This is a genomic window from Actinomyces capricornis (assembly GCF_019974135.1).
Taxonomy (GTDB): domain Bacteria; phylum Actinomycetota; class Actinomycetes; order Actinomycetales; family Actinomycetaceae; genus Actinomyces; species Actinomyces capricornis.
In genome coordinates, this window is the sequence record NZ_AP025017.1 from 3,138,276 (window position 1) to 3,164,637 (window position 26,362).

General features: G+C 70.9%; 21 protein-coding genes and 2 tRNA genes. 10 read left to right on the plus strand and 13 right to left on the minus strand.

The features are described from left to right. Positions 1–94: 94 nt before the first annotated feature. From MANAM107_RS12860 to MANAM107_RS12900, 9 genes are all read right to left on the minus strand, one after another. The gene (locus MANAM107_RS12860; protein WP_223909472.1) at positions 95–901 is read right to left on the minus strand and encodes a sulfite exporter TauE/SafE family protein; all 807 of its coding nucleotides are present in this window, start codon (positions 899–901) and stop codon (positions 95–97) included. Continuing rightward, complete coding sequence (locus MANAM107_RS12865) at positions 898–2,205, minus strand: anaerobic sulfatase maturase (RefSeq protein ID WP_223909474.1); 1,308 nt, start codon at positions 2,203–2,205, stop codon at positions 898–900. Before MANAM107_RS12865 ends, MANAM107_RS12860 begins: the two co-directional genes overlap by 4 nt. After that, positions 2,202–3,755, minus strand: coding sequence for an arylsulfatase (locus MANAM107_RS12870; RefSeq protein WP_223909477.1), 1,554 nt, complete (start codon positions 3,753–3,755; stop codon positions 2,202–2,204). Before MANAM107_RS12870 ends, MANAM107_RS12865 begins: the two co-directional genes overlap by 4 nt. 10 nt (positions 3,756–3,765) lie before the next feature. Further along, entirely contained in the window at positions 3,766–4,632 is an 867-nt protein-coding gene (locus MANAM107_RS12875) for a carbohydrate ABC transporter permease (protein WP_223909479.1), read from the minus strand. After that, positions 4,632–5,558 (minus strand): carbohydrate ABC transporter permease, encoded by a 927-nt coding sequence (locus tag MANAM107_RS12880; RefSeq protein ID WP_223909482.1) that lies wholly within the window; start codon positions 5,556–5,558, stop codon positions 4,632–4,634. The genes MANAM107_RS12875 and MANAM107_RS12880 overlap by 1 nt, the downstream gene beginning before the upstream one ends. A 3-nt stretch (positions 5,559–5,561) precedes the next feature. Continuing rightward, on the minus strand, positions 5,562–6,890 hold the full coding sequence (locus MANAM107_RS12885; RefSeq protein ID WP_223909485.1) for an ABC transporter substrate-binding protein: 1,329 nt from the start codon (positions 6,888–6,890) through the stop codon (positions 5,562–5,564). 42 nt (positions 6,891–6,932) lie between these two features. Further along, the gene (locus tag MANAM107_RS12890; RefSeq protein WP_223909487.1) at positions 6,933–7,955 is read right to left on the minus strand and encodes a LacI family DNA-binding transcriptional regulator; all 1,023 of its coding nucleotides are present in this window, start codon (positions 7,953–7,955) and stop codon (positions 6,933–6,935) included. 202 nt (positions 7,956–8,157) lie between these two features. Further along, a tRNA-Val gene (locus MANAM107_RS12895) sits at positions 8,158–8,230 on the minus strand. Positions 8,231–8,423: 193 nt separating this feature from the next. After that, entirely contained in the window at positions 8,424–8,828 is a 405-nt protein-coding gene (locus tag MANAM107_RS12900; RefSeq protein ID WP_223909489.1) for a DUF3052 domain-containing protein, read from the minus strand. Positions 8,829–9,189: 361 nt separating this feature from the next. Between MANAM107_RS12900 and aceE the strand changes: the two genes are divergently transcribed. Together aceE and MANAM107_RS12910 are read left to right on the plus strand one after the other, a co-directional pair. Then, the gene (aceE, locus tag MANAM107_RS12905) at positions 9,190–11,949 is read left to right on the plus strand and encodes a pyruvate dehydrogenase (acetyl-transferring), homodimeric type (protein ID WP_223909491.1); all 2,760 of its coding nucleotides are present in this window, start codon (positions 9,190–9,192) and stop codon (positions 11,947–11,949) included. 5 nt (positions 11,950–11,954) lie between these two features. Next, positions 11,955–12,650 carry a DUF3060 domain-containing protein gene (locus MANAM107_RS12910; RefSeq protein ID WP_223909494.1) on the plus strand — a complete coding sequence of 232 codons (696 nt, stop codon included), beginning with the start codon at positions 11,955–11,957 and terminating at the stop codon, positions 12,648–12,650. A gap of 104 nt (positions 12,651–12,754) precedes the next feature. Here the strand turns inward: MANAM107_RS12910 and aspA are convergent, their stop codons facing one another. Then, positions 12,755–14,245, minus strand: coding sequence for an aspartate ammonia-lyase (gene aspA, locus MANAM107_RS12915; RefSeq protein ID WP_223909497.1), 1,491 nt, complete (start codon positions 14,243–14,245; stop codon positions 12,755–12,757). A gap of 250 nt (positions 14,246–14,495) precedes the next feature. Here aspA and MANAM107_RS12920 point away from each other — a divergent pair, with 250 nt between their 5' ends. From MANAM107_RS12920 to def, 6 genes are all read left to right on the plus strand, one after another. Beyond that, positions 14,496–15,689 (plus strand): PucR family transcriptional regulator, encoded by a 1,194-nt coding sequence (locus MANAM107_RS12920; protein ID WP_223909500.1) that lies wholly within the window; start codon positions 14,496–14,498, stop codon positions 15,687–15,689. 154 nt (positions 15,690–15,843) lie between these two features. Then, positions 15,844–16,089: an acyl carrier protein gene (locus MANAM107_RS12925; protein WP_179899605.1), complete on the plus strand. Its 246-nt coding sequence runs from the start codon at positions 15,844–15,846 to the stop codon at positions 16,087–16,089. Positions 16,090–16,091: 2 nt separating this feature from the next. Further along, the gene (locus MANAM107_RS12930) at positions 16,092–17,369 is read left to right on the plus strand and encodes a beta-ketoacyl-[acyl-carrier-protein] synthase family protein (protein WP_223909503.1); all 1,278 of its coding nucleotides are present in this window, start codon (positions 16,092–16,094) and stop codon (positions 17,367–17,369) included. Between the two features lie 204 nt (positions 17,370–17,573). After that, positions 17,574–18,179, plus strand: coding sequence for a hypothetical protein (locus MANAM107_RS12935; protein ID WP_223909506.1), 606 nt, complete (start codon positions 17,574–17,576; stop codon positions 18,177–18,179). Between the two features lie 91 nt (positions 18,180–18,270). Then, positions 18,271–18,342 (plus strand) — tRNA-Asn (locus MANAM107_RS12940). 116 nt (positions 18,343–18,458) lie between these two features. Further along, positions 18,459–18,950, plus strand: coding sequence for a peptide deformylase (def, locus tag MANAM107_RS12945; RefSeq protein WP_179900736.1), 492 nt, complete (start codon positions 18,459–18,461; stop codon positions 18,948–18,950). A gap of 181 nt (positions 18,951–19,131) precedes the next feature. Here def and MANAM107_RS12950 read toward each other — a convergent pair whose 3' ends face one another. The 3 genes from MANAM107_RS12950 to MANAM107_RS12960 form a co-directional block, all read right to left on the minus strand. After that, entirely contained in the window at positions 19,132–19,632 is a 501-nt protein-coding gene (locus tag MANAM107_RS12950) for a DUF3145 domain-containing protein (protein WP_124933800.1), read from the minus strand. Positions 19,633–19,905: 273 nt separating this feature from the next. Continuing rightward, the gene (gene dnaG / locus MANAM107_RS12955; RefSeq protein WP_223909509.1) at positions 19,906–21,918 is read right to left on the minus strand and encodes a DNA primase; all 2,013 of its coding nucleotides are present in this window, start codon (positions 21,916–21,918) and stop codon (positions 19,906–19,908) included. A gap of 121 nt (positions 21,919–22,039) precedes the next feature. After that, positions 22,040–23,476, minus strand: coding sequence for a deoxyguanosinetriphosphate triphosphohydrolase (locus MANAM107_RS12960; protein WP_223909517.1), 1,437 nt, complete (start codon positions 23,474–23,476; stop codon positions 22,040–22,042). A gap of 78 nt (positions 23,477–23,554) precedes the next feature. On the opposite strand from MANAM107_RS12960, the gene MANAM107_RS12965 reads away from it, so the two are divergent. Continuing rightward, a complete protein-coding gene (locus tag MANAM107_RS12965) occupies positions 23,555–24,781 on the plus strand; it encodes an alpha-amylase family protein (protein WP_223909520.1) in 1,227 nt (408 codons plus the stop codon). A 121-nt stretch (positions 24,782–24,902) separates the two neighbouring features. Further along, entirely contained in the window at positions 24,903–26,204 is a 1,302-nt protein-coding gene (locus MANAM107_RS12970) for a sugar ABC transporter substrate-binding protein (RefSeq protein ID WP_223909523.1), read from the plus strand. Positions 26,205–26,362 lie beyond the last annotated feature (158 nt).

Genomic DNA, 26,362 nt, shown 5'->3' on the forward strand with positions numbered 1-26,362 from the left:
GCGTGGCGCTCCACCGCGCAGAGTATCGCCCCGGGGTCAGGCGCAGGCCGGCCGGTGCGCCAGGCAGGGACGGCCATCCGCCGCGCCCCGCGGCTCAGGCACCGGCCAGGGTTGCCGCGGTGGTGGCGGCGCACACGCCCAGGAGCAGCAGGCCGAGCAGGATGGTCAGGACGTGCCCGGGGACCCTCCGGGTGAAGGAGCCGCCCAGCATCCCACCGCACATGGAGGCCCCGGCGAAGAGCAGGACCACCGGCCAGTCGATGACCACCCCCGTGCCGACCCTAGCGAGCAGGCCCGTGACCGAGGCGATGACCATGACCAGCAGGGAGGTCCCCGCCGCCTCCTTGATGGGGAAGCCCAGGGCCAGCGCGAGCATGGGCACCACGATGAAGCCTCCCCCCACCCCGAAGAAGCCGGTGAGCAGGCCCGTGGCGGTCGCGGCCAGGGCGATACCCGGCAGCCCGCGCCTCCTGCGCTCCTGCCGCGCAGGCGCAGCCCCAGTGCCCGCCGTTCCGCCGCCGGCAAGGAGGGCCCGCCTCGCGCTGAGCCCCCGTCGGAGCATGATGAGGCCCACGACCAGTAGCAGGGTGCAGAACAGGCGCATGAGGAGCAGCTCATCGAGCCGGACCGAGGCCCGCGCGCCCAGGACGGAGCCCACGATGCTCAGCACCCCGAACAGCAGGCCGTCGCGCCAGCGCACGCGGCGGTCCCGGGCGGCCGAGCGCAGGGAGACCAGCGCGGTCAGTCCCACGATGAGCAGACTGCCCGCGGCGGCGTCATGCGGCGACTGGCCCAGCACGTAGGTGAGCACAGGCACGGAGAGGACGCCCCCGCCCGCACCCAGGGCGCCCACGACCACGCCGATGAGCAGACCCGCAACCACGGCGGCAAGGAATGTCATCGCCGCACCACCCCCGGCCGCTCCATCGCCCCGGGCTCGGGCCTCATGGCCCTGACCTCGGGGCCCATGATCTCTGCAGGGGCTCGGCCGGCCCTGATGAGGCGCGCCATCGCCATCAGGTCGGGCAGGGCGTGGGCGTAGAAGGCCTCATACCCTGGGCACAGGTAGTTGTGCCCGGGCTCGCCGTCCACGGAGGAGGTGAAGCGGTCCTTGGGGCAGCCTCCCCAGCACAGGCCCAGCACGGGGCAGCGGCGGCACTGGGCGGTCAGCTCCCGGTTCTTCTTCTCCGAGAAGCGCCGCATCGTCGGGGTCGCCACCAGGTCGGCGAAGCCGGCCTCGGCGATGCTGCCCAGGCGCCACAACGGCTCCACCCAGTGGTCGCAGGCGAAGACATCCCCGTTGAACTCCATGGCCAGGTTGTTGCCGCACTCGGGGGCGTGGACGCATGCCGCATGGATGCCGAACAGGGATGACAGGGCGGTGTCGATATCCTGGACGAAGACCGTCGCGACGTCGTGGGTGATCCACTCCTCGAAGACCTCGATGAGGAAGGCGCCGTAGTGCTCGGGCCCCACTGAGCGGGAGGTGGTGGCGTCGCCCTGCTGGCGGTAGAGCAGGCGGCGCCCCCCGCCGGTCCTCCACCCGCTCTCGGCGGTGGGCAGGTCCGCGGCCCGAACCCGCTCGACGACGGGGATGAACTGGAGGAAGCGGGCCCCCAGCTCGTCGCGGAAGTAGCGGTAGACCTCCGCCCCCCGGTGCTGGTTGGCCGCGTTGACGGTGCACAGGATGTTCGTCCTGACCCCGGCGCTCTGGAGGTGGTGCCATCCGCGCAGCACCATGGCGTGGGTTCCCCGCCCGCCCCGGTTGACCCGGTAGGCGTCGTGCAGCTCCTCCGGCCCGTCCATGGACACGCCCACGAGCACGTCGTGCTCGGCCAGGAAGGCCGCCCACTCCTCATCGATGAGGGTGGCATTGGTCTGGAGCGCATGGGCCACGCTCTGGGTGGGCCTGCGGTGGCGCTCGCACAGGTCCATGGCGGCGGTGAAGAAGTCGATGCCGCGCAGTGTGGGCTCCCCGCCCTGCCACAGCATCGTCACCTCGCCGTCGGGGCTGGCCGCCAGGTACTGGGCCACGTAGGTCTCCAGTGTCTCGTGACTCATCAGCTGGCGCGGGACGTCGTAGAGCAGCTCCTTGGACAGGAAGAAGCAGTACTGGCAGTCCAGGTTGCATCCCGCCCCTGTCGGCTTGGCGATGACGCTCAGGGGCAGGCGGCGCGGCGCCGCCGATGCCGGGGACCGGCTCATCGGGCGGCGGGGGTCGGCGGGTGGGGGCGGTCGAGCACGGGTGCCACCGGCCGGCCCGCCACGAGGGCGCCGTCGACGACGAAGCCCTCCTCGCGCCCCTCCAGCTCGGCCATGAGCGCCCGGCGGCCGCGATCCAGCGCCTCGGCGTAGCGCTCCTGGCCGGCGCAGTCGATGAGCTCATCGGGGTCCTCGCCCAGGTCGAAGAGCTGCTCGCGGCCGGTACCCGACCACCACACGTACTTCAGCTCGCGCCGATCGCCCGCGTCGCCGTCGCCGTCGCTGAAGCGGATCCACTGCAGGGACTGGCCCAGGACCAGGTGCTCGCCGTGGAGGTAGTCCCGCCACGGCTGGTGCGGCTCGCCCTCGTCCCGCCCCTCGCGCAGCCGGGAGGCCAGGGAGCGGCCCTCGACGCCCTCGGGGATGGGCAGGCCCACCAGCTCCAGGAGCGTGGGCATGAGGTCGCGCAGCTCGACGATCTCGTGGCGCTCGATGCCCTGGGCGATGCCCGGGCCGGAGATGACGAAGGGAACCCGCGAGGAGCCCTCGTAGGGGTAGCCCTTGCGCCACAGGTCGTGGTCGCCCATCATGTCGCCGTGATCGGAGACGAACACGATGTAGGTGTTCTCCAGGACGTGGAACTCCCCCAGTGCTTGGAGGATGCGTGAGACCTGGCCATCGATGTGGGTCATGTGCCCGTAGTAGCCGGCCCGGGCACGCTGGGTGTCCCGCTCCCGGTAGCGCGCCACGTGGCTGGTGGGGTCGTGGTCGCGCCGCAGCCCGCCCAGGGCCTCCTCCTCCCACTGGCCCAGCCGGGGCCCGGCCAGGCCGCCGTGGTCGTAGCGCTCGAAGGCCCACCGGGGCGGGTCGTAGGGCGCATGGGGCCGGTGGAAGGACAGGTAGAGGAGGAAGGGTGCGGTCGGGTCACGGCGGTAGAGCCAGCGGATCGCCTGGGTGGCCACCCACGTCGTGGGGTGCAGGCGCTCGGGCTTGTCCCACGGGCGGGCGACGACGGAGTTGCACTCCAGCCCGGAGTCGATGTAGTCCTCCGCCGCCGTGGCCCCGGCCTGCTCGCGCAGCCAGGTGAGGTAGTCGTCGTGCAGCGCCGGGTCGCGCTGCCGGTCGCGCGAGTAGTGCAGGTACCCGTCGTGGAGGATGACGTCGTCGAAGCCGATGCGCACCCGCTCGGGCCAGTAGTGCATCTTGCCGATGGCCTGGGTGTGGTAGCCCGCCTCCCGGAAGGCGCGGGGCAGGGTGCTGGCCACGTCGAAGTCGACGCCGTCGCTGTAGCCCACCCGCCGGTGGGAGCCCGGGCTCAGCCCGGTCATGAGACTCATGCGCGCGGGCACGCAGGTCGGTGCGGCCGAGTAGGCCTGGCCCATAACGGCGCCCTGGCCCGCGACCTGGTCCAGGTAGGGCGTCTCGACATCCGGGTGCCCCAGGATGGACAGGCAGTCCCCTCGCCACTGGTCCGCGCAGATGAGCACGACATTGGGGCGCGGGTCGGACGGCACCCGGGCCTCCCCGGGGCCGCGGGTCTCAGAGCTGCGCATGGCACCTGCCTTACTTGATCCCGGTCATCGCGATGCCCTGGACGATATGCCTCTGAGTGAGCACGAACAACAGGCACACCGGGATGAACAGCATGAGGGATCCCATGGCGGTGAGGTTCCACAGGGTGAAGCTCTCCCGGTTGAACAGGGACAGGCCGATGGGGATGGTGCGCATGGCATCGGACTTGGTCACGATGAGGGGCCAGAGGAACTCGTTCATCTGGAACACGAAGGTGAACAGTCCCAGGACCACCAGGGCGGGCTTGGTCTGCGGCAGGACGATCGAGCGGTAGATGCGCAGCTCGCTCGCGCCGTCGACCCTCCCGGCCTCGATGAGCTCATTGGGCACCCCGGTGATGAACTGGCGCATGAGGAAGATCGAGAAGGCGCTCATGAGGAAGGGGGTCACCAGACCCTGATAGGTGTCCAGCCATCCGATCTGGCTGAACCAGACGTACAGCGGGATCATGCGCACGAAGAAGGGGATCATCATCGTGGACAGGATGAGGATGAACATGAGGTTCTTCCCGGGGAAGTCGAACTTCGCGAAGGCGTAGGCCACCACCGGCGCGAGGAGCAGGTGGGAGCAGGTGATGAGCCCCGCCACCAGCACAGAGTTGAGGAAGAACCGCCCGAAGGGCGCCGCCTGGAACAGGCGGGCGATGTTGCCCCACTGGATCTCCTCGGGCCACAGCACGGCGCGCCCGCCCGCGACCTCGGCGTCGGACTGGAAGGCCAGGGAGACCATGTAGACCAGCGGGGCCACGGCGACCAGGGCTGCCAGGACGATGATGATGAGCGAGACGGCGCGCGCCCCGGGGAACAGGGCCTCCTGCTTGAGCCCGCGGTGGGCCGCGGCCTTTGTGGATGAGGACATCACAGTGCCTCCTTCTTCCTGCCGACCAGGAGTTGGATCATGGAGAAGATAAGGATGACGACGAGCAGGAGGAAGGACATCGCCGAGGCGTAGCCCAGGTTCCCGCTGGTGAAGGTCTCCTGATAGACCTGGTAGACGTACAGGGACGTGGCGTTCCCCGGCCCGCCGTTGGTCACGATGTAGGGCAGGCCGAACTGCTGCAGGGAGCTGGTCATGCCGATGAGCATGACGAACAGGGTGGTGGGTGCCAGCAGCGGCAGGGTGATGGACCAGAAGCGCCGCCACACCGAGGCGCCGTCGAGCCGCGCCGCCTCGTAGAGCTGCTGGTCGATGCCCTGGAGCCCGGCCAGGAAGAGCAGCATGACGTACCCCGACTCCTGCCACACCGTGATGCCCACGAGGGTGGCCAGGGGGTGGGTCGCCAGCCACTGCTGCTCGGGCAGGCCGACGGCCGACAGGACGGCGTTGAGCACCCCGGTGGTGGGGTCGAGCATGTTGCGCCACATGAGTCCGATGATGGCGATGGAGGTCATGTAGGGGGTGAGGATCATCGTGCGCACCACGGTGCGCCCCCGGAACTCCTGGTTGAGGATGAGCGCCAGGACCAGGCCGATGACCGTGGACAGCGCCAGGCAGGCGAAGGCGTAGACCAGGGTGATGACGAAGGCGTGGCGCACCACCGGGTCGTTGATGATCTGGGTGTAGTTGGCTGCCCCCACGGGGGTGAGCGTGGTGAAGCCCCGGGTGAAGGAGAGCTGGAACTCGCTGGCGATGGGCCAGAAGAAGAAGATCCCGAAGTACAGGACGGCGGGGAGAAGGAAGAGGTAGGCGGTCAGGCACTGTCGGCGCCGCATCCCCGTGCCCCGCCCGCTGAGGGCGGGCAGGGCACGGGAACCGGGCGCGCCGCGCCGGGCTGGGAGGCTCATCGCTCAGGCCTCCAGCAGGGGCTTGGCCGTGGCCTGGTAGGTGGACACCGCTGCCGCCGCGTCACTGCCGTTGAGGATGACCTCCTCGTACATGACCTTCTCGGCGTCGGAGATCTTCGCAGTGCTCGTCGAGCCCCAGAAGGCCCGGTCCGGGGCCACGGCCACCTCACGGGCCTTGGCGACCACCGACAGGTTGGCGTCGTTCTTCACCGTCGCGGACTCGGCCCAGGACTTGCGCGAGCAGGCCATGCCCACGGACTTGGTGATCTCCTCCTGGACCTCGGTCTTGGTCATGGCCTTGATGAGCTCCCAGGCCAGGGCCGCATTCTGGGACTTGGCGGGGATCATGAGGCCCGAGCCGGCGATGGTCGTGCTCTGCCCGGCCGCCCCGGTCAGGGGCATGCCGATGGCCAGGGGGAAGCTCGGATCCTCGGTCTGGATCGGGCTGATGTCCCAGGGGCCGGTGATGATGAGGCCCGCGCGGCCGGTGGTGAAGGCCTTGCGGGGGGCGGAGTACTCGTTGGAGGCCACCGGGACGGGGGCCAGGGAGTCGGTGTAGATGAGGTCCTTCTGGAAGTTCAGGGCCTGCTCCAGGGCGCTGGAGGGCGTCATGGGCTCCTCCCCCTCGGCGGTCCACTTCACCCCGTTCTGCAGGTACCACGGCCGACCGTAGGCCGAGTCGTTGTTGAGGGCGCAGCCGTACTCCACCCCGGAGTCCTTGATGGCCTTGGCCGCGGCCTTGAACTCCTCCCAGGTGGTGGGCATCTTCACGCCCGCGGCGTCGAGCATGCTCTGATTGGCGAAGACCAGCCCACCCATGGTCACGTGCAGGGGAATGCCGTAGGTCGTGCCCCCCTCCTGGCGCAGCGCCAGGCCCGACTCGACGAAGTCGTCGAGGAAGCCGTCCTCCTCCTTGGCGATGAAGTCGTCCAGGGACAGGATGTTGCCGTCGGCGCCCCAGCGGGTCGACCACCAGCTGCCGCTCTCCTCGACCAGGTCCGGGGTCTGGCCGGACAGGAAGTCGGCGGTGAGCTTCTGCTGGAGGTCGGCCCACTGGAAGGTCTGGACGGTGACCGTGATGCCGTGCTCCTTCTCGAAGTCGGAGATGACGTCGAGGTACGGCTGGTAGTCGTGGCCCGCCGAGAGGTAGAACTGGAGCTCCTTGCCGGTGCGCTCGCCCTCGACGCCGCCGCCGGAGGCCGTGGCCTGGCTGCCATTGGAGCCCACGCCCTGCGGGCCGGAGCAGGCCGCCAGGGAGGCGGCGGCCAGTGCGGCACTGCCGGTGAGGAAGGTGCGTCGGGGCATGGAGGGTAGGGAACGGGTACGCATCATTGCGCCTCCTGGTTGAGGGGTTGTTTTCTGATCGTGTTGTCGTCACCGCGTCGTGCGACGCGGGAACAGCCGCCATCGTTCGGTGATGACGGAAGCCGGTGGTGCCGGGTCTGCCAGCCGTGCGATGAGCGCGGCCAGCACGGCGTCGATAGACTCGTCGCTGAGTCCCACGCTGGTCAGGGGCTGCTCCAGCCTCAGGGCGTCGGAGGAGTTGCCGGTCCCGACGATGCTGAGCTCCTCGGGCACCCTGATGCCCAGCTGGCTGGCGGCCATGGCCAGGCCGATGGCCACGCGGTCGGCGCCGCAGTAGACCGTGTCGGGCAGCAGGTCTCGGGCGCGCAGGTCGGGCAGGCGGCGGACCGCCTGCTCGAAGGCGCTGGGGATGGAGGAGTCCACGTGCATGAGCAGAATGGGCTCGGCCCCGCGCCGGCGCTGGAAGTCCTCGTAGGCGCGCCACCGCACCGAGCGGCGGGCCCGGGCCGGATCCGCCTCCTGAGCGGCCATGGCGATGGTGCGCGAGCCGCGGTCGACCAGGGTGCCCAGGGTCTCCACGACGGCGTCGTACTCCTCGTAGTGGACCTGGTCGTACCCCTTGGGGTCGCCCTTGTCCGCACCCAGGATGACAGTGGGCAGCGGCGGGGTGGGGAGGGCCTCGAAGAGCCGGGCGAGCTGGTCGCGGGAGATGCTCACGATCCCGCCGTCGCAGATGCCTGAGCGCAGAGCATCGGTGATGATCCTGATGTCGCCGTCGATGACGGGCAGCGCGAGGATCTGGAGGCCGTGGCGCTGGAGCATCCGCGCCGCCCGCAGCAGGTAGCGCTCGACGAAGCGGTTCATGGGGGGCTCGTAGAACAGCACGACGGTGCTGGTCCTCCCCCGCCTCAGCGCCCTGGCGCTGCGGTTGCGCACATAGCCCAAGTCGTTGGCGACGGCGCTAACCCTCTCGACGGTCTCGTTGCTCAATCCACGCTCAGAGGCCTTGCCCGCCAGCACGTAGGACACGGTGGAGGTCGACACACCGCAGGCGGCGGCGATATCGGTCAGGCGCACTCGGGTCCGGGTCACAGCATCCATGATGCATCGTGCCCCACGACACAACAAACGTTAATCTCAATCGTTTCGCGTGATTTGCGACACTTTTCCTGGGGGTCCTGCACTCCCTCATTCGCCTCCCCGGGGCGCCGACCGCCCGGAGCAATGCCCCCTCACCTGGGGCGATTCATGGGCGACTCGCCCCGACGGCGCCCATCGCACCGCCGACTCGCAGTGGACCCGGCCGGACTCGAACCGACGACCAACGCGGTGTAAACGCGTTGCTCTACCAACTGAGCTACAGGTCCCTGGGGCCGCGCCGGCCCGAAGCCCGAGGGCCGCGGGGCCACCGGCCCGAAGCAGGCAGCAGGCTACAGCACCCGTGGGCACGCCCCGGGGGCCGGCCCACCTGCCGGCCGGCGCCCACCCGCGGGCGCCCGTCACCGGGGAGACCGGCCGGCCCAGTGCGGGTGCTGATCGCCGGCCCGCACCGCCCGGCGATCAGCGCCCGCGGGAGGAGACGCGAGTCCCACTCCAGTGCTCGCCCAGCGACGCCGTCGAGGTCGCATGCATCCCCGCCGTCGCGGCAGCCTCCTCCACCTCCGCAGAGGGCACGGCACCGGCGGTGCGAGCCCTGGGCGTGAGCACCCAGATGATGCCGGCGCCATCGAGGTTGGCCTGGGCATCCACCAGGAGATCGGTGAGGTCGTCCACGTCGCCGTCCTCGGCGCGCCACCACACGATGGCCGAGTCCGCGACGTCCTCATAGTCCTCATCGACCAGCTCGGTGCCGGTCTCAGCCTCAACAGCCCGCCGCAGGGAGGGCTCGACGTCGTCGTCGTACCCGAACTCCTGGATGATGAGGCCCGAGGAGAAGCCGAAGGCCCCACCTGCTGTGCTCGTCACTTGTTCACACCGTCCTTCCGGGCCCTGGCCCGTCTGCCCGTACTCAAGGCGCCCGCGGTCGGGCCCCGTGGCACTAGCCCACCGCACCAGCCGTCCGCGCGCAAGTGAGAACGCTCGCCCACCCGCCGGATCGCGCCGCTCCCCTGCTTCCGGGGGGCCCACCCCACGGGCGCATCAGTGACCCACCGCACACGTGACATGGGACCTTTTTCCTTCACAGGTGCATCCGCCAGAACTCTCAGAACGTAGATTAGGATCGTCAATCACTGCGGCCTGACTCGCCGGGCTCGCCGCCGACGACGAGTCGGGGCGGCCCTGGCGAGCCGGTCCCCACCGCACAGACGCGAGGAAGAAGGAACCCGTGAGCCCCACCAGTGACTCCACTCCGCTCATCGATGGCCTCCTGACCAAGGTCACGGACAACGATCCCGAGGAGACTAGTGAGTGGCGCGAGTCCCTCAACGCCCTCATCGAGGACAAGGGCGGCCCGCGGGCCCGCTTCATCCTGCTGTCGATGCTCGCCGAGGCCCGCCAGCGGAACGTCACGGTGCCGGCTCAGCTGACCAGCCCCTACATCAACACCATCGACGTCGCCGACGAGCCCTACTTCCCCGGCGATGAGGACGCCGAGCGCACCTACCGCCGCTGGCTGCGGTGGAACGCCGCCGTCATGGTCACCCGCGCCCAGCGCCCCGGCGTCGGCGTCGGCGGGCACATCTCCTCCTACGCCTCCACCGCCACACTGTACGAGGTGGGCTTCAACCACTTCTTCCGCGGCAAGGACCACCCCGGCGGCGGGGACCACCTGTTCTTCCAGGGCCACGCCTCCCCCGGCAACTACGCCCGGGCCTTCATCGAGGGCCGCCTGAGCGAGGCCGACCTCGACGGCTTCCGCCAGGAGGTCTCCCACCCCGCCCGCGGCGAGGGGCGCGGCCTGCCCTCCTACCCCCACCCGCGACGGATGGAGGACTTCTGGGAGTTCCCCACCGTGTCCATGGGCCTGGGACCCGCCGAGGCCATCTACCAGGCCTGGTTCGACAAGTACCTCACCGGTGCCGGGATCAAGGACACGTCCCAGCAGCACACCTGGGCCTTCCTGGGCGACGGCGAGATGGACGAGCCCGAGTCCCGCGGCATGCTCCAGCTCGCCGCGGGCCAGCAGCTGGACAACCTGACCTTCGTGGTCAACTGCAACCTCCAGCGCCTCGACGGCCCCGTGCGCGGCAACGGCAAGATCATCCAGGAGCTCGAGGCCTTCTTCAAGGGCGCCGGGTGGAACGTCATCAAGGTGATCTGGGGCCGCGGCTGGGACCAGCTCCTGGCGGCGGACAAGGACCACGCCCTGGAGCACCTCATGATGGAGACCCTCGACGGGGACTACCAGACCTTCAAGGCCAACGACGGCGCCTACGTGCGCGAGCACTTCTTCGGCCGCGACCCGCGCACCGCCGCCCTGGTCAAGGACTGGACCGACGACCAGATCTGGGCCCTGCAGCGCGGCGGCAACGACTACCGCAAGATGTACGCCGCCTACAAGGCCGCCATGGAGCACAAGGGCCAGCCCACCGTCATCCTGGCCCACACCGTCAAGGGCTACCTCCTGGGCGAGCACTTCGCCGGGCGCAACGCCACCCACCAGATGAAGAAGCTGGGCCTGGAGGACCTCAAGGCCCTGCGCGACCGCCTCCACATCCCCATCACCGATGAGGAGCTGGAGGCCAACCCCAAGATGCCGCCCTACTACCGCCCCGCCCAGGACGACCCGGCCCTGCTCTACATGCTGGAGCGGCGCCGCCAGCTCGGGGGCTTCCTGCCCGAGCGGCGCGACAGCGGCAGGCAGCTCGAGCTGCCCGGCGACAAGACCTACGACATCCTCAAGTCCGGCTCGGGCAAGCAGGAGGTCGCCTCCACGATGGCCTTCGTGCGCCTGCTCAAGGAGCTGCTCAAGGACAAGGGCATCGGCCGGCGCATCGTGCCCATCGTCCCCGACGAGTCGCGCACCTTCGGCCTGGAGTCCCTCTTCCCCACCAAGAAGATCTTCAACACCCAGGGGCAGAACTACACCCCGGTGGACGCCGACATGATGCTGTCCTACCGCGAGTCCGAGTCCGGACAGCTCATGCACACCGGCATCAACGAGGCCGGCTCGGCGGCCCTCTTCCAGGTGGCCGGCACCAGCTACGCCACTCACGGCGAGCCCATGATCCCGGTCTACATCTTCTACTCGATGTTCGGCTTCCAGCGCACCGGCGACCAGTTCTGGGCCGCCGGGGACCAGTTGGCGCGCGGCTTCATCATCGGGGCCACGGCCGGGCGCACCACCCTGACCGGTGAGGGCACCCAGCACATGGACGGCCACTCCCCGCTCATCTCGGCCACCAACGACGCCGTCGTCACCTACGACCCCGGCTACGCCTATGAGATGCGGCACATCGTGCGCGACGCCCTGGAGCGCTGGTACGGCCCCGACTCGGGCCGCAACCGCGACGTCATGTACTACCTGACGGTCTACAACGAGCCGATCCACCAGCCGGCCGAGCCCGAGGGCGTCGACGTCGAGGGCATCATCCGCGGCCTGTACCAGCTGCAGGGCGCGCCCGAGGGCGATGGCCCCGAGGTCCAGCTGCTGGCCTCGGGCGTGGGCCTGCCCTGGATCGAGGAGGCCCGCAACCTGCTCCAGCAGGACTGGGGCGTGCGCGCCTCGACCTGGTCGGTCACCAGCTGGAACGAGCTGCGGCGCGAGGCCCTGGAGGCCGAGCGGCACAACCTCCTCCACCCCCAGGACGAGCGGCGCGTGCCCTACCTGACCGCCAAGCTGTCCCAGGCCCACGGCCCCTTCGTCGCCACCAGCGACTACGACCACCTGGTGCCCGACCAGATCCGCGCCTGGGTGCCGGGCGACTACCACACCCTGGGCGCCGACGGCTTCGGGTTCTCCGACACCCGCGCCGCCGCCCGCCGCCACTACCTCATCGACGCCCAGAGCGTGGTGGTCAAGGCCCTCCAGGCCCTCGCCGAGCAGGGTGTCATGGACCGCTCGGTCGTCGCCGAGGCCGTGGCCCGCTACGACCTGTCCAATGTCAACGCGGGTACCTCCGGCGGCCAGGGCGGGGAGGCCTGAGCCGGATGATCCGCTCTGCTAGCGGCCCGGCGCTGCTGCGCCGGGCCGTGGTCAGCGGCGTGTGCCTCGTGAGCCTGTCCGCCTGCGGCCTCCTGCCGCAGGCGGACGGCTCGGCACCGGACGCCGCACCCGCCGCCCAGGCCCCTGAGGCTCAGGCCGACGACGCCGCGCAGGCGCCCGTCGATCCGCAGGACTCCGTCGGGCTCGACCCCCTGGAGTACGGCAACTGCACCTCCCAGGATGTCGCCGACGCCGAGGGCGAGACCCCCGACCCCCAGGACCTGGACATCAGCAACGATCGCGCCAGTGCCCAGGCCGAGGTGGATCACACCGTGGCCGGCGCCGAGACCGTCACCATCCCGGTGGAGGCCGAGGAGTACGCCAGCGTCATCTCGATCGGGCCCGGCACCCGCCATGCGGTCATCGAGGCCTCCCACCTGACCTACGTCATCGACAGCGGGTTGGAGACCCTGACCATCCGGGGCAGCGGCAACATCGTGTGGGTCGACTCGGTGCGCAGTGTCGTCTTCGAGGAGGGCACGATCGTCAAGCACGGCCTGGTCGAGCTCGACTCGGGCTACTACAACCATGTGTTCTGGCGTGACTCCGCTCCGGTCTCCGAGCAGGACGACACCGACACCAATGTGATCGCCAGGGACTCACTGGCCCATCTCGTCGCCTCCTGCTCCCCCGCCTCCTAAGGCGCCGGGACCTGCCCCCCTGAGCCCGCGCCGCGGCCGGAGGGCTCGGCGAGTACCGCCCGGCCACCAGGTGCGATAGCCCGGCGGGCCAGCGCGGTGGGCGCTCAGAATCCGTGGATGCCCGCGGCGTCGGGAGCAGTGGGAATCGTGGGCGGCGTGGAGGGGTCGGTGCCGGTGTAGGTGCTCATGTCGCGGTAGTGGGGCCGCAGCAGGTTCTCCGGGCTCAGCAGCTCATCGAGGACCCTCTCCTCCAGCAGGCCCATCTCCAGGACGACCTCACGCACATTGCGCCCCGACCGTGCGCACTCGCGCCCGACCCGGTCCCCATTGTGGTGACCGATGACCGGGTTGAGATAGGTGACAATGCCGATGGACTCCAGCACATTGCGGCGGCACACCTCCTCATTGGCCTCGATCCCGGTAATGCACAGCTCGCGCAGCGAGGACATCGCACGAGTGAGCAGATTGAGCGACTCGAAGCTGGCCTGGGCGATGACCGGCTCCATGACGTTGAGCTGGAGCTGGCCGGCCTCAGCGGCGAAGGTCAGCGTCACATCGTTGCCGATGACCTTATAGCACACCTGGTTGACCACCTCGGGGATCACCGGGTTGACCTTGGCCGGCATGATCGAGGACCCGGCCTGGCGCTCCGGCAGCCGGATCTCCCCCAGACCGGCACGGGGCCCGGAGGACAGCAGGCGCAGATCGTTGCAGATCTTCGAGAGCTTGACGGCCAGGCGCTTGATCGCGGCGTGCATGGACACGTAGGCGCCGGTATCACTGGTGGCCTCCAGGAGGTCCTTGGCGCCGCGGATGTTGAGGCCGGTGATGGCCCGCAGGTGGCGCACCACCGTGTCCTGATAGGCGGGCGGGGTGTTGAGGCCCGTGCCGATCGCGGTGGCACCCAGGTTGACCTCCAGCAGCAGCGCCGAGTTGTTGCGCAGGCGGGGCACCTCCTCCTCCAGGAGCACCGCGAAGGCCTCGAACTCCTGTCCCAGGCTCATGGGCACCGCATCCTGGAGCTGGGTGCGCCCCATCTTCAGCACAGTGTCGAATTGCCGCCCCTTGGCGCGCATCGCCCCGATGAGGCGGTCGAGCTCCTCGATGAGCTCCTCGACCAGCGCATACAGTCCCAGGCGAAACCCCGTCGGGTAGGCGTCATTAGTCGACTGCGACTTATTGACGTGATCATTAGGGTTGATGACGTCGTATCGGCCCTTGGGGTAGCCCAGGTGCTCCAGCGCCAGGTTGGCCACCACCTCATTGGTGTTCATGTTGACGCTTGTACCAGCACCGCCCTGGAACTGGTCGACCGGGAACTGGTCCAGGCACCGGTTCGATGCCAGGATCTGTCGGCATGCCCAGATGATCGCCTTGGCAATATCATCGTCGAGCGTGCCCAGCTCCACATTCGCCTGCGCCGCCGCCTGCTTGACCTGCACCATCCCGCGCACAAAGGCCGCCTCATCGCCGACGCAGGAGCCCGAGAGGCGGAAGTTCTCCATGGCCCGCAGGGTATGGATTCCCCAGTAGGCCTCACGCGGCACCTCCCGCGTCCCCAGGAGATCCTCTTCGGTTCTGGTGGCCTGTGACATCGCTGCTCCTCCAGTAGTCCACACACGCCTATAGTTGACAGGTACACAATAGGCCATGCCGTGCTCGATTGCCCATTCATCCGGTATGAACCCACAATAAGGTCACAACTTAGTCACATGTAGCGCCACGCCCACCGGCCCGATCCTGCGCCAGTTCCCCGGATTCAGCGGCAAACCCGTGTCGGATCACACGCCATGCCCGACGAGACGCTCCTGTGATTGAGGTTTTCCAGTATGTACCATCCCAGTCATGGACGAGTTGAGCACTCCGGGAGTGACTGCGCTGCGAGACGCGCAGGACACGATTATTGAGCACTCACTGGACCGCATCAGTTCGGCCCACGATTTCTACCGCACCCTGCCCGAGGGTGATCGGGAGCAAATTGCAGCGGTGGCACGCCTGGGCGTGACCATGTTCGTGGACTCCGCGGAGAACCCCGGTCAGACCCTGTCCCCCTCCCAGATCTTCTCCGTGGCCCCGGCCGCCCTGACCGGCGTCATCACCCTGGAGCAGACGCTGGCCCTGGTGCGCACGGTCCTGGACGTCGTCGTCGACGAGGCCCCCAAGGCCGTGCCGGATGAGGACCACGATGCCGTGCGCATCCTCGTGCTCACCTTCGGCCGGGACGTGGGCTTCGCCGCCGCCGAGGTCTACGCGCGCGCCGCCGAGGCCCGCGGCGCCTGGGACGCCCGCCTGGAGTCGGTGGCCGTGGATGCCATGCTCCACGACAGCCCCGAGGACGCCACCACCAGGGCCGGATCCGCAGGATGGCGGGGCATCGGGCCCGTCGTCGGCATCGCGGCCCGAACCTCCCTGGACGCCCTGGGCATCTCCCGCCTGCGCCACGAGTGCCGCACCCTGGCCACCGACTGCCTGGTCTCCGTGCGCGGCGACTCCGTGCTCATCGTCCTGGGCGGCTCCCCCGAGTCCGACCACAGCACCGCTGCCTCCAAGTCCGAGCCCGCCGAGCGCGCCGTGGACTCCGCGGCCATGCAGATCGCCGGCGGCCTGGGCGGCTCGGCCGTCGTCGGCCCTGTCGTCTCCGGGGTCTCCCAGGCAGGACGCTCCCTGCGCTCGGCCCTGGCAGGACTGCGGGCCATCCCCGGCTGGCAGGAGGCCCCCAACCCGGTCCACGCCGACGACCTCCTGCCCGAGCGCCTCCTGGCCGGCGACGAGCTCGCCGGCGAGCAGATCCTGTCCCTGGTGCACGCCCCTCTTCACGCCATGGGCGACCCCTTCGAGAGCACGGTGGCCACCTACCTCGCCCTGGGCGGAAGCCTGGAGGCCACCGCCCGCAGCCTCTTCGTCCACGCCAACACCGTGCGCTACCGCCTGGGGCGCGTCAGCGAGCAGGTCGGCTGGGACGCCACCAACGCCCGCGACGGCCTCATGCTCCACATGGCGATCATCGCCGGTCGCCTGGCCGCCGGGCGCGAGGAGTAGAAGGAGTAGCCTTCCGGCAGTGCGCGCGGCGCCCCACCGGCCCATCGCGACCGACCACAGCCACCGCCGTCGGCAGTGGCCAGTGGCGGCCCGCCGGGACGCCGCGCCGCGCCCACGGCCGACCGCGCCCGCCACAGCGATAAAGGAGATCGCCATGACCCAGAGCACCGAGGTCCTTGAGACCATCACCCGGATCGTCGCCGAGGAGGCCGGGGTGGAGGCGTCCTCCATCACCCGGGACAGCCGCTTCGCCCAGGACCTGGACATCGACTCCCTGGGGCTGCTGACCATCGCCACGCAGGTGGAGGAGCACTTCTCCGTCGCCCTGGACGACTCCCTCATCCCCACCCTGCCCACCGTGGGCTCCCTGGTGGACCTGGTCACCGCGCAGCAGGCCTGAGGATGACCGCCCCCGCACCGGGCCAGGGCCGCGCCGGGGCGGCCCCCGCCTCCCGCCAGGTCCTCGTCACCGGCATGGGGACCGTCAACCCCCTGGGCGGGGACGTTACCGCCACTTGGGAGGGCCTGCGCCACTCGCGCTGCGCGGTCACCGCGCTGGCCCCCCCGTGGGTGGCCGAGCACGACCTCCCCGTGTCCATCGCCGCCCCCCTGGCCATCGACCCCGGCGAACTGCTGCCCCCCAGGCTCCTGCGGCGCCTGGACCGGGCCTCCCAGTGCGCGCTGCTGGCCGCCCGGCAGGCCTGGACGCAGGCCGGCGAGCCCGAGGTCGACGGCGACGCGCTGGCCGTGTCCCTCTCCCCCGGCATGGGCCCGGTCCTGTCGGTGATGGAGTCCTGGGACACCCTGCGCAGCCGGGGCCCGAGGCGGGTCCTGCCCACCTCCATCCCGGCGCTCATGCCCAACGCCCCGGCGGCGAGCGTGGGCATCGAGCTGGGGGCGCGCGCCGGCATCCACGCCCCGGTCTCCGCCTGCGCCTCGGGGGCCGAGGCCATCGCCTACGGCGCGGACCTCATCGCCCTGGGCCGGGCCGAGGTCGTGGTGGCCGGAGGCACCGATGCGGCCCTCCACCCCATGACCGTTGCCGCCTTCGCGGCCATGCGCGCTCTGTCCACGCGCGATGAGGATCCCGGCACCGCCTCGCGCCCCTTCGCCCCGGACCGCGACGGCTTCGTCCTGGGAGAGGGGGCCGGCGTCGTCGTCCTGGAATCCGCCGAGCACGCCCGGGCCCGGGGCGCCCAGGCGCTGGCGGTCCTCGCCGGTGCCGCGGTGACGGCCGACGCCTACGACGTGGCCCGCCCCGAGCCCGGCGGCGCCCAGCAGGCCAGGGCCCTGCGCCTGGCCCTGGAGCGGGCCGGCGTGGAGGCCGGCCAGGTGGGGCATGTCAACGCCCACGCCACCTCCACCCCGGCGGGCGACGCCGTGGAGGCCGCGATGCTCGCCGCCACCGTCCCCCGGGCCGCCGTCAGCGCCACCAAGTCGGCCACCGCTCACCTCCTGGGAGGGGCCGGCGGACTGGAGGCGATCCTGGCCATCCAGGCGCTGCGCGAGCGCTGGGCCCCTCCGACCCTCCTGCCCGCCGGAGTGGACCCGGAGATCGCCGCCCTGGGTCTCGACGTCGTCGGCCCGACCGGGCGGGATCTGCACGGCCTGGAGGTGGCGGTCAGTACCTCCTTCGGCTTCGGCGGGCACAACGTCGCCCTCGTCCTGACCCGGCCCTGACTACAGCTCCCCCGGCGGGCTGGGCACGCGGTCGGCCGAGCCGGATCGGGGTGGCGCGGCGGGAGAGGAGGGCGATGCATGCCCTGCCACCGGGTCACCACTGCGGCCTCATGCGCCTGGCAGCACCCGGCACGGCGCGCCAGGCCACCGGGGAGTCCCCCGCCGTCCGGGGGCCCACCGCACCGGAGCCGGTAGCCTGCTGCCATGCCCCTCCTCCGACGCCGCGCCACTGCCCAGCCCCCTGATGACCTGCTCGCACTCGTCGATGAGCGCATCCTGGGAGCCGTTCCGCTGTCCCAGGACGACTCCTCCTGGGCGGTGGCCACCGCCCACCACCTGGTGATCCTCAGTCGCGGTGCCCACGCTGCGGCCGGTCCGCGCAAGGGCGATGCCCCCAACGCCGATGCCCCCGGACCTGAGCCCCACGCCGAGCGCTACGGCTGGGACGAGGTGGAGCACGGCTCCTGGGATGCCGAGGAGCGGGCCTTCACCCTGCGGTGGACCCGGATGGAGCACCCCGACCTGGTGCTGAGCGTGCCCGCGGGGGTGCGCCGCGAGGCCGGGTATGTGGAGTGCGACGTCGAGCCCTTCGCCAGGGCCCTGCGCCAGCGGGTGGAGGCCGCCATCGTCCACAGCGCCACCACCACCCTGCCCAGCGGCGCACCGGCCTCCGCCAGCATCCGACGCGACGCCCAGGGGCGCCTGTACCCCATCACCCGGCCCGCGCACTGCCCCGATCAGGCCGACGCCGCCGCGCTACGAGACCTGGAGCGGCGGGCCGCAGACGGTGTGGGTCTGCCCACAACCTGACCTTCGCGCGTCATCTCGCGGTTTTCTCCGGACGTGGCGATTCGACGATGACACGGAATCATTGCTACAGTTCAACCCGCACAACGCGCATTCCTGCGTAGCTCAATGGCAGAGCATCCGACTGTTAATCGGACGGTTGCTGGTTCGAGTCCAGCCGCAGGAGCTCCTCGGAAGCCCCGGCCCCCACGGCCGGGGCTCCGTCGTTCCCCGACGCTTCTCGCATGGTCACGCACCGGCCCGGTGGTCGGCTCCGGGCCGCAGCCGTGCGAGGATGAGCCCATGGCTTACCGCGACATCCGCATTATCGGCGACCCGGTGCTGCGCACCGAGTGCGACTGGATCACTGATATCGACCACTCCGTGAAGTCCCTCGTCGAGGACCTCCTGGAGACGGTGGACGAGGACGGCCGCGCCGGCCTGGCCGCCAACCAGATCGGGGTGAGCCTGCGAGCCTTCTCCTGGAACATCGACGGCGAGATCGGCTACATTCTCAACCCCAAGCTCGTGGAGACCTCCACCGAGGAGTACCAGGACGGCGACGAGGGCTGCCTGTCCGTGCCGGGCCTGTGGTTCCCCACCCAGCGCGCCTGGTACGCCCGGGCCGAGGGCATCGACCTGGACGGGCGCACGGTCGTCGTCGAGGGCGAGGAGCTCATGGCGCGCTGCATCCAGCACGAGCTCGACCACCTCGATGGCCACCTCTACCTCGACCGCCTGGACCGCAAGAACCGCGCCCGGGCCATGAAGGAGTTGCGCGCCCAGGGCCTGTAGGGACCGAGCCCGGGAGTGGCCCGCCGCCGCGGGGCCTGGACCCACCCGCCGCTCGCCACGCCCCTACCCGAGGCCGGCCCGTCCTCCCCCAGCGCACCGGGCCCCGGTCACCGACATCTGCGGTGACCGGGGCCCGGCCTCATGCTCATCGTAGGAGGCGCCGCTCTCCGGCGACCCAGACTCAGCCGACCCGGTGCAGCCAGCGCACCGGGGCGCCGGCGCCGGCGTAGCGGAAGGGCTCGAGCTCGTCGTCCCAGGCCTGGCCCACGGCCAGGTCCAGCTCACGGCGCATCCGGTCGGGATCGGCCGAGTGCATGAGCGCGGCACGGATGCGGTCCTCGGGGACCACGACGTTGCCGTGGACATCGGTCTGGGCATGGAAGATGCCCAGGTCGGGAGTGTGGGACCAGCGCCCGCCGTCGGTCCCGGCACTGGCCTCCTCCGTGACCTCGTAGCGCAGGTTGGCCCATCCGCGCAGCGCGGAGGTCAGGGTGGCTCCGGTACCGGCGGGGCCCACCCAACTGGTCTCGGCGCGCATCATGCCGGGGGCCGCGGGCTGGTCGATCCAGTCCAGGTGGACGCGCGAGCCCAGCACCTCGGCGGCCGCCCATTCGACGTGGGGGCACAGCGCCCGGGGTGCAGAGTGCACGAAGATGACACCGCGGGTGTAGGCACCGATCATGACTTTCGCCTCCTGATGTGATCGAGATTCGCCTTCCCCAACGGTCTCGATCCTCAGCGGATGCTTCTCATGACGCACGCGGCGTGCACGCACATTGTGCCCCACCGCCCACCGGTGGTCCAGCCCGCCGGCGAGGAGCCCCGTCTCGATCGCGTCTCGGCGCCGGCGATTCCACGGGGGTCGCGCTGCCCACAGGCCCATCGGCGCGCCCTGCGACCTCCCAGGGCCGGCACGGGGCCGGAGCCCGGCCAGCGCGGGCCCGCGCCCGGGCGCCTACAGGCCCTGCTTGATGCGCATCCGGCGCTGCTCCAGTGAGGTGATCTCGGCAAGCAGCCCGCGGTAGCCCTCCTCATCCTGACCCGAGGCGCGCCGGTGGCGCGAGCGCAGCTCGGCCAGGCGCCGGTTGATGCCCATGACCGCCAGGGAGCTGAGCACGCCGGTGGCGTAGCGCTCCAGCGCCCCGGGGTCGAGCTCCGCCCCCCGCCCGCGAATGGTGGGCAGTGGCAGGGGGGCGACGGCCAGCTCGGTGATGGCGGCGTCGATGACCCCCACCGCCCCGGCGCGCACCTCCTCGATCCACCGCTGGGTGGCGCGGCGCACCGCCTCAGGCTCGGCCAGCCCCGCCGCCAGGGCGCCCTGGATCATCTCCTGGGCCCGGGCCGCCCCGCCGGCGGCCTCGATGGCCTCGTAGACGGCCCGGTGGGTCGACTGGCTGAAGGAGCCCGCCCCGATCTCGTCGGCCCCGGCCGCCGCCGCGGCCGTGGGGATCTGGATGATCACCGCCAGGGCCTCGCGCTCCAGGCGCTCGACCGGGTCGCTCACCGGCGCCAGCCCGCGGGGCCGGGGCGGGCCCTGCGCGCCGTCGGGCCCCTCGATGGGCCACTGCTCCTCGGGCGCCGGGTGCGCACTGCGCCGCTCGGCGGCCCTGACGGCGCCGACCACCTCGCCGTCGGGCAGCCCCAGCCAGCCCGAGAGGCGGCGGGTGTACTCGCGCTTGAGGGCCCGGTCCCTGATGCCCGCCACCACGGGTGCGGCCGCGCGCAGGCCCTGGATGCGGCCCTCGGGGGTGTCGAGGTTGAGGCTGGCCAGGGAGGAGCGGATGACGAACTCGAACAGGGGCACGCGCCGCTCCAGCAGGCGGGGGATGCCCTGGTCGCCCTCCCGCATGCGCAGGTCGCAGGGGTCCATGCCCCCGGGGTCGACCGCCACGAAGGTCTGGGTGGCGAAGCGCTGATCCTCGCCGTAGGCCCGCAGCGCCGCCTTCTGCCCGGCCGCATCGCCGTCGAAGGTGAAGATGACCTCCCCACCGCGGGCCTCGCGGCCCTGCCCGGTGATGACGCCCGCGGCCGGGTCGGCCACGTCGCCCAGGAGGCGCCGCACCACGCGCACGTGATCGGCGCCGAAGGCGGTGCCGCAGGTGGCCACCGCCGTGGTCACCCCCGACAGGTGCGCGGCCATGACGTCGGTGTAGCCCTCGACGACAACCACGCGGTGTCCCCGGGCGATGTCCTTCCTGGCCAGGTCGAGTCCATAGAGCACCTGGCTCTTGTGGAACACGGCGGTCTCGGGGGTGTTGAGGTACTTGGGGCCCTTGTCGTCCTCCGACAGGCGCCGGGCCCCAAAGCCCACGGTGGCGCCGGTGATGTCGCGGATGGGCCAGATGAGGCGGTCGCGGAAGCGGTCGTAGACGCGGCTGCCGTCCTGGCCGCCGCGGCTGCACAGCCCGGAGTCGACCAGCTCGGCCTCGGTGTAGCCGGCGCCGCGCAGGTGGCGGGCCAGGTTGTCCCACCCCGCCGGGGCGTAGCCGACGCCGAAGTGGACGGCGGCGCGGCGGTCGAAGCCGCGGGAGGTCAGGAAGTCCCGGGCGGCCTGGGCGCCGGGGGTGGCCAGCTGCTCGGCGAACCAGGCCTCGGCCAGGCGGTTGGCGTCCATGAGGCGCTGGCGCGTGCCGGGCTCCACCCCGCGGCGCACCTGCCCGCCCTCCTCGTAACGCAGCTGGACGCCGGTGCGGTCGGCCAGGTACTCCACCGCCTCGGTGAAGCCCAGGTGGCTGATCCGCTGGATGAAGGTGATGACATCCCCGCCCTCGCCGCATCCGAAGCAGTGCCAGTAGCCCAGCTGGGGCCGCACGTGGAAGGAGGGGGTGCGCTCGTCGTGGAAGGGGCACAGCCCCTTCATGGATCCCACGCCCGCGCTCTTGAGGGTCACGTGCTCGCTGACGACATCCTCGATGCGGGCGCGCTCGCGCACGGCCTCGATGTCCTCGCGCTTGATCAGTCCCGGCACGGGCCCATGGTAGGCGAGGCCGGCGCCACGACGCCCACCCCTCCCCTTCTTTTCGACAATTTGCATGAGATCGGCCTTTTCCAGGCCTGGAGAAGTACGATCTCATGCAAATTGTCGAAGGTTAGACCTGGGAGAAGAGGCCGCACAGGCTGGCGTGCCAGGCGCGGGCGGAGGTATCAGTCAGCGAGGCGATCTGATCCACCACCACGCGCAGGCGCTCGTCCTGGCCCTCCGCGCACTGCCAGTCCTGGGCGAAGGCCGGGTCCAGGTGGGCCCCCCGGCCCTCCATGAGGGCGTCGGCCAGGTCGAAGATGACCGTGCGCTGTCTCAGGTAGACCGGCTCGTGCTCGCGTGGGGCCATGACGTAGCGCACCGCCGCGCCCTTGAGCACCAGGATCTCGGCCGCCGTGGCCTCGGGGATGACCAGGTCCGCCCCGTAGCGGGTCAGCCGCCCCTGCCCGTAGACCTCGCGGGTGGCCTGGGCCACGGAGGACACGAAGCGGCCGATGAGCTCGCTGGTGAGGTTCTTCAGGTCCGCGGCGTCGGCCCGCGAGCCGGTGTAGGACCGGATCCAGAAGGGCACGGCCACCAGGCGCTCCCAGGCGGCCCCCAGGACATCGGCGCTCATGGCTCCCCCGTACCACTGCCGGGTCTCCTCGACCAGCCGGTCTACCTCGGCCTGGTCGCCCAGGCGAGCGGGGTCCATGCGCCCCAGGGCGATGGCGTCCTCGACGTCGTGGACGGAGTAGCCCACGTCGTCGGCCAGGTCCATGATCTGGGCCTCCAGGCACCGCCGGCCCTCGGGGGCGCCCTGGCGCATCCAGGTGAAGATCTCGGCGTCCTCGGGGTAGGCGCAGTACTTGCGCAGGCTCTTGGCCCGCGCCTCCCCCGAGCCGCCGCCCTTGGCCCAGGGGTACTTGGCCACCGCGTCCAGGCCGGCCCGGGTGAGGTTGAGGCCCACGGACCTGCCCGCGGCGTCCACAGTCTTGGGCTCCAGGCGGGTCAGCAGCCGGAAGGTCTGGGCGTTGCCCTCAAAACCGCCGATCCGATCGGCGACGACGTCCAGCGCCTTCTCGCCGTTGTGCCCGTAGGGCGGGTGGCCCAGGTCGTGGCTCAGGCAGGCGGCGTCGACGACGTCGGGGTCGCATCCCAGCGCCTGGCCCAGGGCCCGCCCCACCTGGGCGACCTCCAGGGAGTGGGTCAGGCGGGTGCGAACGAAGTCGTCGGCCGAGGGCCCCAGCACCTGGGTCTTGGCCCCCAGGCGGCGCAGCGCCGAGGAGTGCAGCACCCGCGCCCGGTCGCGCTCGAAGGGAGTGCGCCGGGGATCCTTGCCCGACTCGGCCAGGAATCGCTCGACGTCGTGATCGCTGTACCCGCCGACCGCGGCGGGGATCGATGAGCCGGGCAGGGCTCCGGAGGCAGCGCCAGGACCGGTGAGCGGGCCGGAGGCCGCCCCGCAGGAGCGGCCTCCCCCGGGGCCGCTGGGGGACTCGGCAGCGGAGTCGGCAGGGGGCTGGGGCGGGGCCGAGGCAGAAGGCACGTGAGGGTGCGCGGACATGACCACAAGGTAACGCAGGGTGGGGTTACGATGTCTGAACTGTCGGGCGCCCGCCTGACATGACGGGAGACTGCTTCTGTGAGCACCACCACCACGCTCGTCCACCGGCCGTATGACGGACCGGAGGAGTGGTGGCGCCACGCGCTGGTCTACGAGTTCTTCTCCCCCGATCTGGGGGCCGCCGAGCTCCGGTGCAGCGACTCGGTCCTGGACCATATCGCCTCCCTGGGCTTCGATACGGTCCTGCTGCGCCCGAGCCTGGTGGACCCGGCGACGCAGATGAGCGCGGTGTCGGGCACCATCGCGCGCGCCCATGAGCGGGGGCTGCGCGCCATCGTCCGGGTCTCGGGCGCCCTGGGCCCGATCACGGGCCCTCATGCCGGGCGGCACACCGCCTACCTCACCGGGGTGGAGCGGCCCGGGGAGGACATCCTGCGCCGGGCCGAGGGATACCTGCGCGCCGGCGCCGACGGTATCGACCTGGGCACCATCGTCCCGCCCTCGGTCACCCGGCAGACGGACCTGGGCACTTTGAGCCGGTATGTGGCGATCCTGCATGGCATGGTGGCCGAGTACACCGAGGACGGCGTCGTGGGGGCCGATGTCACCGCCGATCACCCCGACTCCCTGCGCCACCACCTCCAGGACGACTGGGTCCACCACCTGCGCGATGACCGCCTGACCCTGGCCCGCTGGGATCCCGGCTCGATGACCGCCCACCTCACCCAGTCCTTCGATGAGCGCTCCCGCTTCGGGACGCCGCCCAGCTGGCGCTTCATGCCGCCCCATGCACTCCTGGAGGAGCTGGACCCCGGCGACGGCATGCGCTGGTACGCCACCGACCCCGCGGAGCGACTGCGCCGCGCGACGGCTCTGCAGTCGATGATGCTGGCCCTGCCGGGCTCGGTCTACCTGCGCCAGGGCGATGAGATCGCCATGGCCGACGCCGATAAGCCCAGCGACCCGCTGGCGCTGGCCGATCTGGTGGCCCGCCTCGCCCAGGAGCAGCACACCGCCGTCGGCTCACCGGTGGCCACGGTCCGCCACGCCACCCATGTGCGCCGGGAGCACGGCCTGGCCTCGGCACCGATGGCCTTCGTCACGGGCCTGGAGTGGAGCGGCCCCGAAGCCCTGACCTTCCTGTCACGCGATGTGCTGGTGCTGGTCAACATGTCTGAAACCTCACTCATCCTGCCCGCGGAGGCGCGGGTGCTGCTGTCCTCCCAGTCCTTGGGGCAGGACGAGGGCCGGATCCTCGTTCCGCCGACGACGGCGGTGTGGCTGGAGGCGGCCACGGTCGCCTGAGACGACCGCTGAAAACCGGCCTGCAAACTTCGTACAGTCCTTGCAAAGTTTGCACGGCGCGGCTACATTCAGTGCATCCCCAGGGGCGACCCGCCCCGACCTGATTCGAAGGAGAATCCTCGTGGCACTCAACCGCCGGTCGTTCCTGACCATGACTGCTATCGCCACCACCCTGAGCGCCGTGGCTGCCTGCGGCTCTCAGGACTCGGGCCAGTCCACCGGCTCCACCAGCGCCGACGGCGCGCAGGGAGCCAGCAGCGGCGCCACCGACGGCGCGCCCGCCCGCGACGCCAACGCCGACCTGGTCATCTGGGCCGACGAGAAGAAGGCCGGCTCCCTCAAGGAGATCGCCGAGAAGTGGGGCAAGGAGCAGGGCATCACCGTGGCCGTCCAGGTGGTGGCCAACGAGACCCAGGACAGCTTCGTCACTGCGAACCAGGCCGGCAACGGGCCCGACATCGTGCTCGGCGCCCACGACTGGATCGGCAACCTGGTCCAGAACTCCTCCATCGCCCCGGTGACGCTGTCCAAGGAGGCCCAGGCCAACTTCGACGAGGTCGCCCTCAAGGCCGTCACCTACGACGGCCAGACCTACGGCGTCCCCTACGCCGTGGAGACCCTCGCCCTCTACGTCAACAAGGGCCTGACGCAGGTGGCCGAGCCCGCCTCCATCGAGGAGCTCGTCGAGGCCGGCAAGGCCGCCGGCACCGACGTCGTGCTGTCCCTGCCCGTGGGCGAGGAGGGCGACGCCTACCACCTCCAGCCCATCTTCACCGCCGGTGGCGGCTACCTCTTCGGCAAGGACGACCAGGGCAACTACAAGGCCGACGACCTGGGCGTGGGCTCGGAGGGCTCCATCAAGGCCGCCGAGATGATCCAGCAGTTGGGCAGCGAGAAGGTCCTGCGCAAGTCGATCACCAATGACAACGCCATCGCCACCTTCACCGAGGGCAAGTCCCCCTACCTCATCTCCGGCCCCTGGGCCCTGGCCGATGTCAAGAAGGCCGGAATCGACTACGCCGTGGCCAAGATCCCCGGCTTCAAGGACATCGAGGGCAGCCAGGCCCGCCCCTTCGTCGGCGTCAACTGCTTCTACGTGGCCTCCAAGGGCAAGAACAAGGCCTTCGCCGAGAGCTTCGTGGCCGACGCCGCCAAGGACTCCACCTTCGCCGAGTCCATGTTCCCCTCCAACGAGCTCCCGCCGGCCCAGAAGGACCTGGCGGAGAAGCTCGCCTCCTCCAGCCCCGAGATGGTCACCTTCGCCAAGCTCGCCGCCGAGACCGACCCGATGCCCGCCATCCCCGCCATGGGCGCGGTGTGGAAGCCCCTGGGCCAGGCCCAGGCCAACGTCATCGACGGCGCCGACCCGAGCTCGACGATGACCAGCGCCGCGGAGGAGATCAAGAAGAGCATCTCCAGCTGACCCCTCCGCGCCCGGCTGGGGGCCGGGTCATCGCCCGGCCCCCAGCCGTTACGGCGCCCGACGGCGCAGCGCGCCCCCTCCCATCCCCAGGGCCGAACCCACCCCCGCCCACCGACAACCTCTCTCTCCCCCCCAGCCCACCCGCTTGCCTGAAGCCC

What these genes read in the sequence shown, in the direction of transcription:
- MANAM107_RS12860 (WP_223909472.1), bottom strand. Translation starts at nt 901, where the DNA reads ATGACATTCCTTGCCGCCGTGGTTGCGGGTCTGCTCATCGGCGTGGTC.
- MANAM107_RS12865 (WP_223909474.1), bottom strand. Translation starts at nt 2,205, where the DNA reads ATGAGCCGGTCCCCGGCATCGGCGGCGCCGCGCCGCCTGCCCCTGAGC.
- MANAM107_RS12870 (WP_223909477.1), bottom strand. Translation starts at nt 3,755, where the DNA reads ATGCGCAGCTCTGAGACCCGCGGCCCCGGGGAGGCCCGGGTGCCGTCC.
- MANAM107_RS12875 (WP_223909479.1), bottom strand. Translation starts at nt 4,632, where the DNA reads ATGTCCTCATCCACAAAGGCCGCGGCCCACCGCGGGCTCAAGCAGGAG.
- MANAM107_RS12880 (WP_223909482.1), bottom strand. Translation starts at nt 5,558, where the DNA reads ATGAGCCTCCCAGCCCGGCGCGGCGCGCCCGGTTCCCGTGCCCTGCCC.
- MANAM107_RS12885 (WP_223909485.1), bottom strand. Translation starts at nt 6,890, where the DNA reads ATGATGCGTACCCGTTCCCTACCCTCCATGCCCCGACGCACCTTCCTC.
- MANAM107_RS12910 (WP_223909494.1), top strand. Translation starts at nt 11,955, where the DNA reads ATGATCCGCTCTGCTAGCGGCCCGGCGCTGCTGCGCCGGGCCGTGGTC.
- aspA (WP_223909497.1), bottom strand. Translation starts at nt 14,245, where the DNA reads ATGTCACAGGCCACCAGAACCGAAGAGGATCTCCTGGGGACGCGGGAG.
- MANAM107_RS12920 (WP_223909500.1), top strand. Translation starts at nt 14,496, where the DNA reads ATGGACGAGTTGAGCACTCCGGGAGTGACTGCGCTGCGAGACGCGCAG.
- MANAM107_RS12925 (WP_179899605.1), top strand. Translation starts at nt 15,844, where the DNA reads ATGACCCAGAGCACCGAGGTCCTTGAGACCATCACCCGGATCGTCGCC.
- MANAM107_RS12930 (WP_223909503.1), top strand. Translation starts at nt 16,092, where the DNA reads ATGACCGCCCCCGCACCGGGCCAGGGCCGCGCCGGGGCGGCCCCCGCC.
- MANAM107_RS12935 (WP_223909506.1), top strand. Translation starts at nt 17,574, where the DNA reads ATGCCCCTCCTCCGACGCCGCGCCACTGCCCAGCCCCCTGATGACCTG.
- def (WP_179900736.1), top strand. Translation starts at nt 18,459, where the DNA reads ATGGCTTACCGCGACATCCGCATTATCGGCGACCCGGTGCTGCGCACC.
- MANAM107_RS12950 (WP_124933800.1), bottom strand. Translation starts at nt 19,632, where the DNA reads ATGATCGGTGCCTACACCCGCGGTGTCATCTTCGTGCACTCTGCACCC.
- MANAM107_RS12960 (WP_223909517.1), bottom strand. Translation starts at nt 23,476, where the DNA reads ATGTCCGCGCACCCTCACGTGCCTTCTGCCTCGGCCCCGCCCCAGCCC.